This window comes from Caproicibacter sp. BJN0012 (assembly GCF_035986805.1).
Classification (GTDB): domain Bacteria; phylum Bacillota; class Clostridia; order Oscillospirales; family Acutalibacteraceae; genus Caproicibacter.
The window spans coordinates 1,979,265-1,993,848 of the sequence record NZ_CP142518.1 but is presented as its reverse complement, the minus strand read 5'-3'; the positions used below and the strand labels follow the sequence as shown (position 1 = coordinate 1,993,848).

Below are 14,584 nucleotides of genomic sequence, written 5' to 3'. Positions count from 1 at the left end.
CTTCACAGGGCAGTCCGCCGTTTTTGCATCTGCTGAGTTATGGGCCGTGCTCCTTAAAATCCGTCGCAATCTCCTTTTCGCTTCCGGGAGGGGAGTAGACAAAGCGGTCCATATGATTTCCGCTGAAAAAGTATTTGGGAGCTGCGGGCCGATAGGAAAAATCGAACGTGTCGATGATCACCAGCTTTACTTTCATGCGGGCCGGAAGAATGCTTTTTATGTAAACACTCGCCTGCTGGCCGGAAAAAACGTCTTCCTTCGTCTCGGCCAGCCCGGCAAGATTCGGAGAGAGCTCGACGAAAATGCCATAGGGCTCCACGGAGCGGACAATCCCGGCGACCGTTTCCCCGGCGGAAAACATGGCGACATTTTCTTCCCAGGTCCCCAGAAGCTCCTTGTGGCTTAAAGTGATCCGATTGCTTTCCACGGATTTAATCACCGTGCGGATGTCCATGCCGACCGTAAAGCGCTCGCGCGGATGATCGATACGCGACACGGAGATCGCGTCGATCGGGAGAAGGGCGACGATTCCGCAGCCGATATCCGCGAAAGCGCCGAAGTTTTCAAGGTGGGTGATCCGGGCGTCGATCACATCCCCGGGGACCAGTTTGGAAATGTGCTCTTTCATGCATTTTTCCTGGGCTGCCCTCCGGGAAAGGATTGCCGTAATGTTTCCGTCGGTTTTTTTTTCAAAGCCGGTTACAAGAAAGCAGACAGGGCGATTGACCCTGGAAATAATCGCAATATCCCGCGTCGTGCCCTCCCGAATTCCGAGGGCTCCTTCTTCGCGGGGAATCATTCCCTTCATGCATCCCAGGTCTACCAGCAGATTATGTGAACCGTCACAGACCAGCGCACGTCCCTCCAAAATCTGGCCATCCCGGCAGGCGTCGTTGACCGCGGAGATACTTTGTGTTGCCGCGCGGTTTTCGGGTGTGTCGATCATCCAACCTTCCGGATAGTACTCAAACATTTTTTTCCCTCCTTTTTTTCTTCGATTATCTATATGCGCTGTTTTTATGGGTCATACGTCTTAAAATAATTATTAAATTGTAAAAAATTCTTTCTATACTTGATTCTGCGCCGGTTCTATTATAAAATAGACAAGATAGTGATTTCGGAAGGATTTATGATAATGGAAAAAAGAAATCGCATTTTATCAATCGGCCTCGGTGCCTTACTGCTTTTTTTAACGGCTTGTTCCGGAAATGCGTCCTCCGCTTCGGATAACCGCCTTCGCCCCGATGACGGGAAAAAGATCGGTTATCAGATGGAACTCCCGCAGAAAGGCGAGGAAATCGCAGCCCTGACAACCAGCATGGGAACCATCCGAATCCGGTTGTTTCCGGATGCCGCGCCGAAAGCCGTCGAAAATTTCAAGGGGCTGGTCCAAAAGGGTTATTACAACAATCTTATATTCCACAGAGTGATTCAGAACTTTATGATCCAAACCGGCGACCCGAACGGCAACGGAACCGGTGGAGAAAGCATTTGGGGCAAGAAATTCGCGGATGAATTTAACGGCAACCTGCTGAATTTTCGCGGAGCCTTGGCGATGGCGAACTCCGGAAAAGACACGAACGGCAGCCAGTTTTTCATCAATCAGGCGCCCGCTTCCGCATTTTCCGGCTGGGATAATTATCAGAAAGCCTATGAGGCGTACCAGCAGAATCAGGAAGCGTTTCTTTCCCAATACGGTACAAATTGGGTCGATATGAGCAAGGTGACGCAGGAATATAAGGATGCCTACGCAAAATACGGAGGAAATCCCGCGCTGGACGGTTACTATAATGTGGTTGAACAGGGGTACACTGTATTCGGCCAGGTTTTCGACGGCATGGATGCGGTCGACAAGATCGCCGCGGTTTCCACGGACGGTCAGGACAAGCCCACGGAAACCGTTACCATTCAAAAAGCGGAAATCGTCAAATATGAGGGGTGAACAGTTCCGCTATGGATGAAAAGAATCAGAACGAACAAAATGAGGCACCAACCGAACAAAGGCAGCCGGGCTGCGGGCAGCCTTACCCCGGCGGCGGATATGACTGGAGACGAACCTACCGGGGCCCTTACATGGGCGCGCCGCAGGATTGGCAGAGAAGGGATCCAAAGGCCGGCCCCTTGCCTCCCAGCGACGAAAAAGCATTCGCCATCCTTTCCTACATTGGAATTCTGTGGCTTGTAGGGCTGTTGGCCGACCGTGAAAACCGGAATGTTGTCTTTCACGTCAATCAGGGAATCATCCTCAGTATTTTTGAATTTGCGCTTATGTTCTCACTGGCGATTGCGAAAGCAATGATAGAGGGAATTTTCGGTTTTGTTTTCGGCGGAATCGGGGTCCTGTCCTGGATGGGAACGGCGATCGGCGGGCTGCTGTCGTTTACGGGATGGTGTCTGATCGTATCTTATATGATCATAGGGGTGGTTCACGCAGCACAGGGGAAAAGGGAACCCCTGCCGCTGATTGGGAGTCTGTTCACCGTTGTACATTAATTTGATAAATTCATTTCTATCGCCCGTTGAAAAGCTGAACAGTGGGCGATATCATTTTGTATTGTTTGATGCGGCAATAGAATGAAATAATAAAGATAGATGATGGAGGGCAATATGTCAGCGAAATATGTATTTGTAACAGGCGGCGTGGTTTCCGGTTTGGGAAAGGGGATTACGGCGGCGTCCCTTGGGCGGCTGCTGAAATCCAGAGGTCTCAGGATCACGATGCAGAAGTTTGATCCCTATTTGAACGTCGATCCGGGGACCATGAATCCGTTTCAGCACGGCGAGGTTTTTGTTACTGACGACGGCGCTGAAACCGACCTTGACTTAGGGCATTACGAGCGTTTTATTGATGAAAATCTGACCCAGAACAGCAATGTGACGGCAGGGCGGGTTTACTGGAGCGTGATCCAAAAGGAGCGCAACGGCGATTACGGCGGGGGAACCGTTCAGGTTATCCCTCACATCACAAACGAAATCAAATCCCGCATTTACGCCGGAAAAGAAAACGTGGACGTAGCGATCATCGAGGTCGGCGGAACGGTGGGGGATATTGAAAGCCAGCCGTTTTTAGAAGCCATCCGCCAGTTCGCCACGGAAGTCGGACGTTCCAACTGCCTGTTTATTCACGTTACGCTGGTTCCTTATCTTGCATGTTCCCATGAACATAAGTCCAAACCGACCCAGCACAGCGTGAAGGAACTGCTCTCCATCGGAATCCAGCCGGACATTATCGTTTTGCGGTCCGAAAAGGAAATCGGGGCGGAAATCAGGAAAAAAATCGCCCTGTTCTGCAATGTTGCCGAAAACTGCGTGATTGAAAACCTTGACCTGCCTCTTTTATATTCGATTCCGCTTGCCCTGCGCGAAGAGCGTCTGGACGATATTGTCTGCAAACACTTTGGCCTTGACACGCCGGGTCCCGACCTGTCTGAATGGATTTCCATGGTCAATACGGCCATGTCGCTGACCGACAGCGTGACGATCGCGCTGGTCGGCAAGTATATCGAGCTTCACGACGCTTATCTCAGCGTCGCCGAAGCGCTGACTCACGGCGGATTCGGCAATAAAGTGAAAGTGGACATCAAATGGGTCGATTCCGAATCGATCAATGAGGAGAATGTCTCGGAAATTCTTGCGGATGTGGATGGTGTCCTGGTTCCCGGCGGTTTTGGGCAGAGAGGGATCGAGGGCAAAATTACGGCGATTCATTATGCGCGTGTGAACGGCATTCCGTTTTTGGGCATTTGCCTTGGCATGCAGCTTGCCCTCGTGGAATACGCGCGTTTTGTTCTTGGTTTGACGGACGCCAATTCCGCGGAATTCGATCCGCAGAGCAACAATCATGTCATCGATCTGATGCCGGAACAGAAGGATGTGGTTCAGCTCGGCGGCACCATGCGTTTAGGAAAATATCCCTGCAAACTGGTGCAGGGCACAAAAGCATACCGGATGTACGGAGGCGCCCCTCTGATTTATGAACGCCACCGCCACCGCTTTGAGGTCAACAACGATTACAGGGAGCGGTTTGAAAAAGCGGGCGTCGTTTTTTGCGGAAGATCTCCCGACGACCGCATTGTAGAGATGATGGAGCTGCCGGATCATCCCTGGTTTGTGGGGTCCCAGTTCCATCCGGAGCTCAGGTCCCGCCCGAACCGCCCGCATCCACTGTTTCAGGGACTGATCGGCGCTGCCAAGGAATACCATTCAAGCCGGGATGAACAGTTGAAGATCCCAGAATAAGGCATTACACCGTCCCTTTTTGGGGGCGGTTTTTCTCTTCGGAACAAGCCGGACCATCCAGGCGGCACGGAAGAAACGTAAGGAGCCGTTGTATGATTTGCATTATATTTTAATATTAGTCCCAAGATAAGGAAATGCGTCTTGAAACGGCAATAAGGCCGGCTCAAGACGCATTTTTGTGTGTTGCTTTTCAGTGAGGCTGTTTTGCAAACGGCACTTTTCTTTGGAAGCTTATTTCATGGATTGCACGATGCTTTCGGCCAGTGCATCCAGGTCTGGAAGATTGTCTTCGTTCATGGAAGAGTTGAGCGTCAGTTTGTCGTCCAAGACGTTGATCTCTTTCATTTCGTTTTCCAGGAATTCGCGCATCAGCGTGCCGGATTTGCAGGCCCACGAACCGTTTTCAACAATGGCGACGGTTCGATTCTGAACATTTAATGCTTTCATGTCCATCATAAAGTTTTTCATTGGCGGATAAATGCCCAGATTGTACGTAACCGACGCCAGAACAAGGTGGCTGAGGCGGAATGCTTCCGAGATCAGATAGGATACGTCGGTTTTGGAGACATCGTACATCACGACATTCGGCATGCCTTTTTCCACGATTTTGCCGGCCAGCGCGTCGACCGCGCTCTCCGTGTTTCCGTACATGGAGGCGTAGACGATCATGACGCCCTTTTCCTCCGGCTCATATCTGCTCCATTTGTCGTATTTGTCCAGGAAATAGCCGAGATTCGAGCGCCAGATCAGGCCGTGAAGCGGGCAAATGGTTTTGATTTCGATTGTGGAAGCCTTTTTCAGCAATGCCTGGACAAACGGGCCGTATTTGCCGACGATGTTGGTGAAGTACCTTCTGGCTTCGTCAATCCAGTCGCGGTCGAAATTGACCTCGTCGCTGAACAGCTTGCCGTCCAGCGCCTTGAAGGAGCCGAAGGCGTCCGCGGAGAACAGAACGCCGCTGGTGGCGTCGAAAGTCACCATGGCTTCCGGCCAGTGCACCATCGGTGCGGCGACAAACGCGACCGTGTGCTTGCCGAAGGATTTTGTGTCGCCTTCCTTGACCGTTTCCGTGTGTCCGTCCACGTGGAACCCGAACTGGTGCATCAGCATGACGGCCTTTTCCGTGGTGATGATTTTGACTTTCGGGTAACGAAGAAGTATTTCTTCGATGGAAGCGCCGTGGTCCGGCTCCATATGGTTGATGACCAGATAGTTCAGCGGCCTGCCGTTCAGGACGTGCTCCACATTCTGCAGGAGCTGCCGGCATGCCGACCAGTCAACCGTATCGAACAAAACCGTTTGTTCATCGAGAAGCAGATAGGAGTTATACGAAACGCCGTCCGGGATGGGAAAGATGTTCTCGAAGAGCGCAAGCCGATGGTCATTGGCGCCGACCCAGTACAAATCATCCGTTACCTGTCTGACACTATACATAATGCAAATCCCCCTTTAATCGATTCGGCAGTCATATCTTTTCTTGAAACAGGAACCTACGCTTCAATGAAATTCTCTTTTTCTTCGCCGCATTCCGGGCAGATCCATTCTTCGGGAAGCGCCTCGAACAGCGTGCCCGGCTGGATATCGCTCTCCGGATCTCCGACAGCGGGGTCGTACTCGTAGCCGCAGCCGTTGCAGACATAATGCTTCCAGTCGTGCTTGATCTTCCTGGGCATGGCGCGCTTCATCTTCTTCATCGGAGGCGCCGGCTGTTTCGCCTCTCCGTTGTCCAGCGCAGCCGTCAGCAGCGGGAGGATTTCCAAGACGTCCCCGACGATGCCGTAATCGCAGTTTTTGAAAATCGGCGCGTTGGGATTCGTGTTGATCGCGACGATGGTCGTCGCATCCTTGATGCCTTTCAGATGCTGTCCGGCGCCTGAAATGCCGCACGCGATATAAAGGTTGCCGCTGAATTTCTGGCCGGACATGCCGACATAGCGGTTTAAAGGCACATAGTGCAGGGTCTCGGCAACCGGGCGGGAAGAACCGACGGCGGCGCCGGCCTGAACGGCGAGAGCCCTGACGAGCTCCATGTTCTTTTTGTCTCCGATTCCGCGGCCGGCGCTGACCACGCGCTCCGCTTTGACGATCGGCGTATCGATGTTGATCCCGACCGTAAAGTCGTACCCGTCCGCTTTCAGGGATTCGACCAGAGCGTTGACCTGGTCCTTCGCGGTCCCTTCCTTGAAGATCATCTTCTTGCGAACGCCGGTGACCGGTCCGTGCTGCTTTGCGGTCGCGGCTTCCTTCGGCATCCGGCCGATGATATGGGAGGCGATGACGACTCTTTGGATTTCATTGGTTCCTTCGTAGATGGTGCAGATCTTTGCGTCGCGATACGCGCGCTCCACGTCGATGCCCTTGATGTAGCCGCTGCCGCCGTAGATCTGAAGCGCGTCGTTGACGATCTCCAGCGCGCTGTCGGAAGCGTACTGCTTTGCCATCGCCGATTCCATCCCGTAAGGCTCATGGTTTTCCTTGAGCTCCGCCGCGCTGTACACCAGGAAGCGCGCCGCGCGGAGCTTAGTCGCCATGTCCGCCAGCTTGAAGGCGATGCTTTGCTGCTGGGCGATCGGCCGCCCGAACTGAATCCGGTCCTTGGAGTAGTCCAGCGCGCTCTCATAGGCGCCCTGGGCGATGCCCAGCGCCTGGGAGGCAATTCCGATCCTGCCTCCGTCCAGAGTGGACATGGCGATTTTAAATCCGTCTCCTTCTTTCCCAAGAAGGTTTTCCTTTGGAACTCTGACGTCGTTAAAAATCAGCTCGGCGGTGGAGGAGGAGCGGATTCCCATTTTGTTGTAATGCTCGCCGAACGTGAACCCTTTCCAGCCCTTCTCCACAATGAAAGCGCTGATGCCGTGCGAGCCGATGTCGGGGGTCGTGACGGCAAAGACAACGTAGGTGTCGGCAATGTCGGCGTTGGTGATAAAGATTTTTCCGCCGTTGAGCATGTAATCGTCTCCGTCGCGCACCGCGATGGTTTCCGTCCCGCTGGCGTCGCTCCCGGCATTTGATTCCGTCAGGCCGAATGCGCCCAGTTTTTCACCTTTTGCCAGAGGAACCAGATATTTTTGTTTCTGTTCTTCCGTGCCATAGGCGAAGATCGGCCAGGAGCCGAGCGAAACGTGGGCCGACAGGATGACGCCGGTACCGCCGTCAACCCGGGAAAGCTCCTCCACGGCGATGGCGTAGCTGGTGATGTCAAGTCCCATGCCGCCGTATTCTTTGGGGTAGGGGACGCCCATCCATCCCAGTTCGCCCATCTTTTGGACAATCTCCGCCGGAAACCGGTTTTCCTCGTCAAGAGCGGATGTCAGGGGCTTGATTTCAGACTCCGCGAACTCGCGGATTTCTGCGCGAAATGCTTCCTGTTCTTCCGTAGTTTTGAAAAACATTCAACTGCCTCCTTAAATCATGATTGTGTTGTATTTTTATGAAATTCAGCCCCGATCATGTCTGGATGCTGAATTCCGGATGGAAATTGGCCGAAACTATGCTTGACAATGTCTATCCACTTTAATGCCTGAAAAATTTCAGGCGATTTTAAATTGCTCAATCGCAGTCAGATAAGATTTCAGAAAGCAAAACCGCCTTTAATTCCTGATCCAGCCTGTCCTGCAGCCGCTGCAGATGCTGATGAACCTTGCACGGCTTGCCGTATTTTTGACGCCACGCGCAGGGAAATCCGGGCTGGGTGCAGGCGCTGACGGATTTGTCGGAATCCGTAATCTCCATCAGATCGTAGAGGCTTACTTTTCGGAGATCTCCTATCAGGCGGCATCCTCCGTCTTTTCCTCGGGTGACACTGACAAGCCCGCTCTTTTGCAGTTTTTTCAGAATCTTATACGCAAACTGCTGCGGAAGCAACTCTTTCTTGCAGATTTCGGCGGTCGTGATTTGCGTTTCGCCGGCGAGTGCGCGGAGAATTCGTATGGCATAGTCCGTTTCCCGTGTAATTAGCACATTGCTTCCTCCAAATTGTTTTATGATATTTATAATATATCATTCTGGATAAACTTTGTCAAGTATGATTCTGTAAAAATTTGCTAAAATTAAAAAAACACGAATGAGAAAGTCGTCGCCTCTCCTCCGGGTACGGAAAGAACGCCGTCGGAATTTCAATTCCAGCGGCGTTCTTTGCAGTGTTTTGTCATATGGGAGGAAGCGGAAAAAGAGGACGGCTTACCGTCCCGCATGCGCGAATCATGATAAGCGGCTCTTAAAAATCCACCGTGATCTCTTTTCCGCTTTCAGGAGGGGAATAGACGAAGCGGTCCATGTGCTTCCCGCTGAAAAAGTATTTCGGAGCGGAAGGCCGGTATGAAAAGTCGAATGTATCAATGATCGCCAGACTCACTTTCATACGGGCCGGGAGAATGCTTTTTATGTAAACGCTCGCTTGCTGGCCGGGGAAAACATCCTCCTTTATTTTCGCAAGCCCGGTGAGGTTTGCGCGTAAGCTCCACAAAAATTTCGGGGGCTCCACGGAACGAACGATCCCTGCGACCGTTTCCCCGGCGGAAAGCATGGCGGCATTTTCTTCCCAGTTCCCCAGAAGCTCCTTGTGGCTTAAAGTGATCCGATTGCTTTCCGCGGATTTGATCACCGCGCGGATATCCATTCCGGCCGTAAAACGATCGCGCGTCCCTCCAGAATCCGACCGTCCCGGCAGACGTCGTTGACCGCGGAGATACTTTGTGTTGCCGCGCGGTTCTCAGGCGTGTCGATCATCCAGCCTTCCGGATAGTACTCAAACATTTTTTACTCCTTGCCAAGCCGGCCGGCAAAGAATCTGTCCGGCTTTGAAAAGATGCGGTTTCTCCGCTCAGAGTGTACCGAAAATACGGTCTCCCGCGTCGCCCAGCCCGGGAACGATGTAACCGTGTTCATTCAGATGGTCGTCTACCGCGGCGCAGTAAAGCTGAACGTCTGGATGGGACTTTGTCAGGGCTTTGATTCCCTCCGGCGCGGCAATGATGCACATGAACTTGATGCTTTTCGGATTGCTGCGTTTGATAATGGAAATCGCATCGACGGAGGAACCTCCGGTCGCAAGCATCGGGTCCAGAACAATCACGTCGCGCTGGTCTATGTCGCAGGGGAGCTTGCTGTAATATTCGACGGGCTTCAGCGTTTTGGGGTCGCGGTACAGCCCGATATGGCCGACCTTTGCCGCCGGAACCAGCTGAAGCACACCGTCCACCATTCCCAGACCGGCGCGCAGAATCGGGACAAAAGCCAGTTTTCGGCCTTCGATCACTTTGGTTTTGGCGGTGGCGACCGGGGTTTCCACGGTTGTTTCCTCCAGTGGGAGATCGCGTGTCGCCTCATAGCAGAGGAGCATCGCGATTTCGCTGACCAGCTGGCGGAAATCCTTGGACCCTGTGTTTTTATCCCTCAGATAAGTCAGTTTGTGCTGAATCAGCGGATGGTCCATAATCAATACCTGTTTTTCCATTTTGACGTCCTCCATTTAAATTGCTTTAAAGCCTGCCCTGCTCGATGTCAGAGATTTCATCAACCCGGCGCTGATGGCGGCCGCCGTCGAACGAAGTGTTCAGAAACAGCTTTGCAAATTCGACCGCCTGATCTTCGCTGATGACCCTGCCGCCCAGACAGAGAATATTGGCGTTGTTGTGGTGGCGTGTGATTTCCGCGCAGTAGGCGTCGGTGCAGACGGCGGCGCGGATGCCTTTCACTTTATTGGCGGCGATGCTCATGCCGATTCCCGTGCCGCAGCACAGGATTCCCAGCTCGGCGCTGCCGTCCGCGATGAAATGGGCGACCTGAGCGGCGATCGGCGGATAGTCGACCGAGTTTTGATCGAATGTGCCGAAATCCCGGTATGCGATTTTTTCCGAGTCGAGATAGTGCCGGATGGCCTCTTTCAGAGTGAAGCCCCCGTGGTCAGCTCCCAATGCAATCATTCTTGTTTCCCTCCAAGTTGTTTTTTTAAGGAACGCTCGGCCTGTGCCGGGCGGAGATAGAACGGCATCAACGCAGCGGGGGAGACCGTCCGGTGTTCCCGAGCCGCTTGTTCGGCGGTTTTTGCCACCCCCCAGGCCCTCTGGTAAATCAGCGGTTCCGGCGGCAGGACGGCGCCGATTGTTTGAAAAGGCTCCGCTTTCGCGCAGAGCTTCGCTCCGTCGCCGGCAAGGTAAAGCGGTCCGTCCATGGTCCCGCATTCCTCCGCCAGGTCTTTGATCGAGATGGCCCGGTCGGGAGTCAGCCTCTCGAGGCGGCCCTGCCGGGCGCGGAAAAGAGCGTTGTAAACCTGCCCGCACCGGGCGTCCATGACGGCGCAGACCAGGCAGTCAATATGTTCCAGATTGTGGGCGATGGCCTCGAGCGTGGAAACTCCCGCGCAGGGTGTCTGAAACGGCATGGCCAGTCCTTTGATGCTTGCGATTCCGATCCGGATCCCGGTGAAAGAGCCGGGTCCGGACGAAACGGCAAACAGTCCGATGTCCGAAAGACGGACCTTGACGCGGCGCAGGACGCTTTCAATCATCGGCATCAGCGTTTCGCTGTGTGTCAGTCCCGTGTTTAAAAAATATTCGCCCAGGATCTTTCCATCTTCCGTCAAAGCGGCGGAGGCGGTTATTGCTGAAGAATCAATCGCCAGTATTTTCATCCCATATCCCCTCAACGGCAATCACGCGTTCGTTTTCCGTTTCGCCCCGGCTGAGATGAATCCGGATCGATTCGGGAGGAAGCGCGTTTTCAATGTTTTCGCTCCATTCCACCACAAGGACCGCGCCGGTATCCAGATCGTCAAAAAATCCGGTGGAGGCAAGGTCGTCCCAACTCGTGACGCGGTACATATCGAAATGATATACGGTCAGACGTCCCCGGTACTCGTGGACCAGGGCGAACGTCGGGCTGGAAACGCCCTCTGGGATTCCAAGTCCCCTGGCGATGCCGCGGGTCAGGGCGGTTTTTCCCATCCCCATGCCACCGAACAGCGCAAGGACTTCTCCGCCTTTCAAGGTAGCCGCGATCCGCTCCCCAAGCACCTCGGTTTCCTCCGGGGAGGAGGTCCTATATTCCCGCATCGAATCACCTTTCGTGGACGTCTTAAAACAGTCCGGAGATTTTGCCGCTCTCATCCACGTCGATCTGCTCCGCGGCTGGATGGGAGGGCAGGCCCGGCATCGTCAGGATATTGCCCGCGTACGCGACGACAAACCCGGCCCCGCTGTTCAGCTTTGCGTCGCGGATGGCGATTCGAAAGCCCTTTGGCCTGCCGAGCAGCTTCGGATCGTCCGAGAGGGAATACTGCGTCTTGGCAATGCAGACGGGCAATTGACTGCCGCCGAGCGATTCGATTTCCCCCAGCGAACGAAGAGCCTGCTGCGAATAGGTTACCCCGTCCGCGCCGTAAATCTCTCTTGCCACGGTTTCAATTTTTTCCGAGATCGGGGCGTCGTCGGCATAGAGAAGCCGGACGCCGGACTTCCGGTCCACGGCCTCACAGACCTTCCTTGCCAGTTCCGTTCCGCCCTCGCCGCCTTTTGAAAACACTTCGGAAAGGGCAAAGTCCGCTCCGTTTTCATGGCAGTATTGTTCGATCAGGGCAAGCTCTTCCTCAGAGTCGCTTTCAAAGCGGTTGATCGCCACCACGATAGGCACGCCGTATTTTTTCAGTCCGGCAATATGCGCGCCAAGATTTTCAATTCCCGCCCGCAGGGCGGTCGGGTTTTCCCTTCCGGTTTCCGCTTTTGGCACGCCGCCGTTGTATTTTAGGGCGCGCGCGGTCGCAACAAGGACCGCCGCGTCCGGCCTGAATCCGCCAAGACGGCAGTTGATGTCCATAAATTTTTCCGCGCCGAGGTCGGAACCGAAGCCGGCTTCCGTCACGCAGTAATCAGCCAGCTTCAGGGCATAGCGCGTCGCACGGACGGAGTTGCATCCGTGTGCGATATTCGCGAACGGTCCGCCGTGGATCAGCGCGGGAGTCCCTTCCAGCGTTTGCACCAGGTTCGGTTGAACGGCATCCTTCAGCAAAGCCGTCATGGCGCCTTCCGCTTTTAACTGATGCGCGTAAACCGGTTCGCCGTCCGTGCTGTAGGCGACCAGAATTCTTCCGAGCCTTTTCTTCAGATCGCTCAGGTCTTTGGTAAGACAGAAAATCGCCATGACCTCCGTCGCGACCGTAATGCAGAAGCCGTCTTCCCGCGGAACGCCGTTCTGTTTTCCCCCAAGCCCGCAGACAATGCCGCGAAGCTGGCGGTCGTTCATATCCATACAGCGTTGGATCAGAACTCTGCGCGGATCAATATTTAGCGCGTTTCCCTGCTGAATATGGTTATCCAGCATTGCGCAGAGAAGATTGTTGGCTGAGGTGATCGCGTGAAAATCCCCGGTAAAATGGAGGTTGATGTCCTCCATTGGGATCACCTGGGCGTATCCGCCTCCCGTGGCGCCGCCCTTGATTCCGAAAACCGGTCCGAGAGAAGGTTCCCGCAGGGCGATGACGGCCTTTTTTCCGATCCTTCTCAGTGCGTCGCCCAGGCCGATGGCGGTCGTCGTTTTTCCCTCGCCGGCCGGAGTGGGATTGATGGCAGTCACCAGAATCAGTTTTCCGTCTTTCCGGTCCGAGATTCTTCGGTACAGGGAATCGTTCAGCTTCGCCTTGAATCTTCCGTAGGGCTCCAGCTCTTCTTCCCGAATTCCGACGGCTTCCGCAATCTGCCGGATCGGTTTCGGCTGTACCCGCTGTGCAATTTCTATGTCCGTGAGCATTGGCATTTCTCCTCATACATCATGTATCTTGATCAAAATTATAACACAATTCGAGCGGATAGGAAATCCCTTGCGGTTATTATTCCGGATGCCTTGCAAGTTTGTGCCAGGTATCATATAATAAACTATCGTAAGATGTGGATGTTCTAAAGAGGAGAAACAATGCGTGTACTGAAATCTATCTCGAATTACATCAGACGGACGGACAAGCTTTACTGGCTTTATATGCTGCTGATTTCCTCCTACAGCCTGCTGCTGATGAGGACTGTTCCCAATCCCGAAGGAAGGACCATGGGGTATTTTACCACCATGCTGGTGGCGGTCGTCGGCGGTCTGATCGGAGCGGTGCTTTTTTCTTTGATCGATTACAGGGAAATCTGCAATTTCTGGTATGTGGTTGCCGGATTTTGTTTGTTTTTAATTATCTATACACAGATTTTCGGGTCCGCCGTCGTCAACAGCGGGGGCGTGAATGCCAAGGCGTGGATCTCCCTGCCGGGCGGCCTGACGTTCCAGCCGAGCGAGCTGGTCAAAATCGGATTTATCCTGACTTTTTCCAAGCACCTTTCCGCTTTGGAGGAGCGAGGGCTTCTCAAGTCTCCGCTCCATGTTGTCCTGCTTGCTCTTCACGCCATGATCCCTGTCGTTCTGGTCCACAACCAGGGGGACGACGGAGGCGCGGTCATCTTTTTCTGCATGTTCCTCGCCATGGCGTTCGGGGCGGGCATCCAGCTGCGGTATTTTGCGGCGCTGTTCGCCGCGATCGGGGTTGCGTTTCCGCTTGCGTGGAAATACGTCGTGAAGGATTACCAGAAGGAGCGGCTGCTGATCACTTACCGGCTGGATTCCGACCCGAACGCGGCTTTGCAGTACGCTTACCAGCAGATTCAAGGCCGTCTTTCCATCGGAAGCGGCGGGCTGTGGGGGCGCGGTTTGTTTCAGAGTCCGCGGGTCAACCACTCGGCGGTTCCGGTCCAGCAGAGCGATTTCATCTTTGCCGTCGCCGGGGAACAGCTTGGATTCATCGGCTGCGCGGCGATTCTGCTCCTGATTCTGATTTACCTTCTGCACACGCTGAGGGTTTCCCGCAAAACGACGGATCTTCTTGGCAGCAGCATTTGCATGGGCTTTTTCGGCATGATTGCGGCGCAGGCCGTTTTCAATCTGGGGATGTGTCTGGACCTTTTGCCCGTCATGGGTGTGACTCTGCCGTTTTTCAGCTACGGCGGTTCTTCCGCCGTCTGCCTTTATTTTGGATTCGGCCTGGTTTTGAATGTCTTTATGCACCGCGTCAATACGGATAAGGTTGTTTTGAAACGAAGGAATATTTCATAAGATATTTTAAAAATTCGAGAGCAGTTCCGAAGGATTTGGAGTCTGCGGAGCTGCTCTCGAATTATTTTTTCTTTTTTCTTCTGGCCATGGTGGCTTCCTGGTCGACCGTCAAAGTTCCCTCCACATCGTCCACCTGTAAAACGTCGCCGGCGGAGGCTCCTTTTGGCAGTTCGGAAATTTCTATGGCGTAAAACTTCTGGTTTTCATCCTCGCAGATCGCATAGATGCCTTCCATACGGCTGATGGTCATTGTTTTCATGAAAGCCAC

At 53.8% G+C, this 14,584-nt stretch carries 16 protein-coding genes; 4 read left to right on the top strand and 12 right to left on the bottom strand.

From position 1 onward, the window contains the following. Window positions 1-37: 37 nt before the first annotated feature. The gene (locus VA597_RS09610) at window positions 38-973 is read right to left on the bottom strand and encodes a S1 RNA-binding domain-containing protein (protein WP_128742555.1); all 936 of its coding nucleotides are present in this window, start codon (window positions 971-973) and stop codon (window positions 38-40) included. A 162-nt stretch (window positions 974-1,135) separates the two neighbouring features. Between VA597_RS09610 and VA597_RS09605 the strand changes: the two genes are divergently transcribed. The 3 genes from VA597_RS09605 (at window position 1,136) to VA597_RS09595 (ending at window position 4,239) form a co-directional block, all read left to right on the top strand. Continuing rightward, window positions 1,136-1,942 carry a peptidylprolyl isomerase gene (locus VA597_RS09605; protein ID WP_128742554.1) on the top strand — a complete coding sequence of 269 codons (807 nt, stop codon included), beginning with the start codon at window positions 1,136-1,138 and terminating at the stop codon, window positions 1,940-1,942. Beyond that, window positions 1,939-2,493, top strand: a complete 555-nt coding sequence (locus VA597_RS09600; protein WP_326974501.1) for a DUF4870 domain-containing protein — start codon at window positions 1,939-1,941, stop codon at window positions 2,491-2,493. The genes VA597_RS09605 and VA597_RS09600 overlap by 4 nt, the downstream gene beginning before the upstream one ends. 114 nt (window positions 2,494-2,607) lie before the next feature. Continuing rightward, complete coding sequence (locus tag VA597_RS09595; RefSeq protein ID WP_128742552.1) at window positions 2,608-4,239, top strand: CTP synthase; 1,632 nt, start codon at window positions 2,608-2,610, stop codon at window positions 4,237-4,239. A 231-nt stretch (window positions 4,240-4,470) separates the two neighbouring features. Here the strand turns inward: VA597_RS09595 and VA597_RS09590 are convergent, their stop codons facing one another. The 10 genes from VA597_RS09590 to VA597_RS09545 form a co-directional block, all read right to left on the bottom strand. Then, window positions 4,471-5,673 carry an FprA family A-type flavoprotein gene (locus VA597_RS09590; RefSeq protein WP_128742551.1) on the bottom strand — a complete coding sequence of 401 codons (1,203 nt, stop codon included), beginning with the start codon at window positions 5,671-5,673 and terminating at the stop codon, window positions 4,471-4,473. A gap of 56 nt (window positions 5,674-5,729) precedes the next feature. Continuing rightward, entirely contained in the window at window positions 5,730-7,631 is a 1,902-nt protein-coding gene (locus VA597_RS09585) for an acyl-CoA dehydrogenase family protein (protein ID WP_128742550.1), read from the bottom strand. A gap of 157 nt (window positions 7,632-7,788) precedes the next feature. Beyond that, complete coding sequence (locus VA597_RS09580; RefSeq protein WP_128742549.1) at window positions 7,789-8,199, bottom strand: RrF2 family transcriptional regulator; 411 nt, start codon at window positions 8,197-8,199, stop codon at window positions 7,789-7,791. A gap of 256 nt (window positions 8,200-8,455) precedes the next feature. Continuing rightward, entirely contained in the window at window positions 8,456-8,857 is a 402-nt protein-coding gene (locus tag VA597_RS09575) for a hypothetical protein (RefSeq protein WP_326974499.1), read from the bottom strand. Then, window positions 8,839-8,994: a hypothetical protein gene (locus VA597_RS09570; protein WP_243112475.1), complete on the bottom strand. Its 156-nt coding sequence runs from the start codon at window positions 8,992-8,994 to the stop codon at window positions 8,839-8,841. Before VA597_RS09570 ends, VA597_RS09575 begins: the two co-directional genes overlap by 19 nt. A 67-nt stretch (window positions 8,995-9,061) precedes the next feature. Next, complete coding sequence (gene upp / locus VA597_RS09565) at window positions 9,062-9,694, bottom strand: uracil phosphoribosyltransferase (protein WP_128742548.1); 633 nt, start codon at window positions 9,692-9,694, stop codon at window positions 9,062-9,064. A gap of 25 nt (window positions 9,695-9,719) precedes the next feature. After that, complete coding sequence (rpiB, locus tag VA597_RS09560; protein WP_128742547.1) at window positions 9,720-10,163, bottom strand: ribose 5-phosphate isomerase B; 444 nt, start codon at window positions 10,161-10,163, stop codon at window positions 9,720-9,722. Further along, window positions 10,160-10,870, bottom strand: a complete 711-nt coding sequence (gene tsaB, locus VA597_RS09555) for a tRNA (adenosine(37)-N6)-threonylcarbamoyltransferase complex dimerization subunit type 1 TsaB (RefSeq protein WP_128742546.1) — start codon at window positions 10,868-10,870, stop codon at window positions 10,160-10,162. Before tsaB ends, rpiB begins: the two co-directional genes overlap by 4 nt. Continuing rightward, a complete protein-coding gene (tsaE, locus tag VA597_RS09550; RefSeq protein ID WP_128742545.1) occupies window positions 10,851-11,291 on the bottom strand; it encodes a tRNA (adenosine(37)-N6)-threonylcarbamoyltransferase complex ATPase subunit type 1 TsaE in 441 nt (146 codons plus the stop codon). The genes tsaB and tsaE overlap by 20 nt, the downstream gene beginning before the upstream one ends. A gap of 22 nt (window positions 11,292-11,313) precedes the next feature. Next, complete coding sequence (locus tag VA597_RS09545) at window positions 11,314-12,981, bottom strand: formate--tetrahydrofolate ligase (protein WP_326974498.1); 1,668 nt, start codon at window positions 12,979-12,981, stop codon at window positions 11,314-11,316. Between the two features lie 162 nt (window positions 12,982-13,143). Here VA597_RS09545 and VA597_RS09540 point away from each other — a divergent pair, with 162 nt between their 5' ends. Further along, complete coding sequence (locus tag VA597_RS09540) at window positions 13,144-14,316, top strand: FtsW/RodA/SpoVE family cell cycle protein (protein WP_128742543.1); 1,173 nt, start codon at window positions 13,144-13,146, stop codon at window positions 14,314-14,316. A gap of 61 nt (window positions 14,317-14,377) precedes the next feature. Here the strand turns inward: VA597_RS09540 and VA597_RS09535 are convergent, their stop codons facing one another. Beyond that, complete coding sequence (locus tag VA597_RS09535) at window positions 14,378-14,575, bottom strand: DUF3006 domain-containing protein (protein ID WP_128742542.1); 198 nt, start codon at window positions 14,573-14,575, stop codon at window positions 14,378-14,380. Window positions 14,576-14,584 lie beyond the last annotated feature (9 nt).

What these genes read in the sequence shown, in the direction of transcription:
- tsaE (WP_128742545.1), bottom strand. Translation starts at nt 11,291, where the DNA reads ATGCGGGAATATAGGACCTCCTCCCCGGAGGAAACCGAGGTGCTTGGG.
- VA597_RS09575 (WP_326974499.1), bottom strand. Translation starts at nt 8,857, where the DNA reads ATGGATATCCGCGCGGTGATCAAATCCGCGGAAAGCAATCGGATCACT.
- VA597_RS09540 (WP_128742543.1), top strand. Translation starts at nt 13,144, where the DNA reads ATGCGTGTACTGAAATCTATCTCGAATTACATCAGACGGACGGACAAG.
- VA597_RS09535 (WP_128742542.1), bottom strand. Translation starts at nt 14,575, where the DNA reads ATGAAAACAATGACCATCAGCCGTATGGAAGGCATCTATGCGATCTGC.
- VA597_RS09595 (WP_128742552.1), top strand. Translation starts at nt 2,608, where the DNA reads ATGTCAGCGAAATATGTATTTGTAACAGGCGGCGTGGTTTCCGGTTTG.
- VA597_RS09610 (WP_128742555.1), bottom strand. Translation starts at nt 973, where the DNA reads ATGTTTGAGTACTATCCGGAAGGTTGGATGATCGACACACCCGAAAAC.
- upp (WP_128742548.1), bottom strand. Translation starts at nt 9,694, where the DNA reads ATGGAAAAACAGGTATTGATTATGGACCATCCGCTGATTCAGCACAAA.
- VA597_RS09570 (WP_243112475.1), bottom strand. Translation starts at nt 8,994, where the DNA reads ATGTTTGAGTACTATCCGGAAGGCTGGATGATCGACACGCCTGAGAAC.
- VA597_RS09545 (WP_326974498.1), bottom strand. Translation starts at nt 12,981, where the DNA reads ATGCTCACGGACATAGAAATTGCACAGCGGGTACAGCCGAAACCGATC.
- VA597_RS09585 (WP_128742550.1), bottom strand. Translation starts at nt 7,631, where the DNA reads ATGTTTTTCAAAACTACGGAAGAACAGGAAGCATTTCGCGCAGAAATC.
- rpiB (WP_128742547.1), bottom strand. Translation starts at nt 10,163, where the DNA reads ATGATTGCATTGGGAGCTGACCACGGGGGCTTCACTCTGAAAGAGGCC.
- VA597_RS09590 (WP_128742551.1), bottom strand. Translation starts at nt 5,673, where the DNA reads ATGTATAGTGTCAGACAGGTAACGGATGATTTGTACTGGGTCGGCGCC.
- tsaB (WP_128742546.1), bottom strand. Translation starts at nt 10,870, where the DNA reads ATGAAAATACTGGCGATTGATTCTTCAGCAATAACCGCCTCCGCCGCT.
- VA597_RS09605 (WP_128742554.1), top strand. Translation starts at nt 1,136, where the DNA reads ATGGAAAAAAGAAATCGCATTTTATCAATCGGCCTCGGTGCCTTACTG.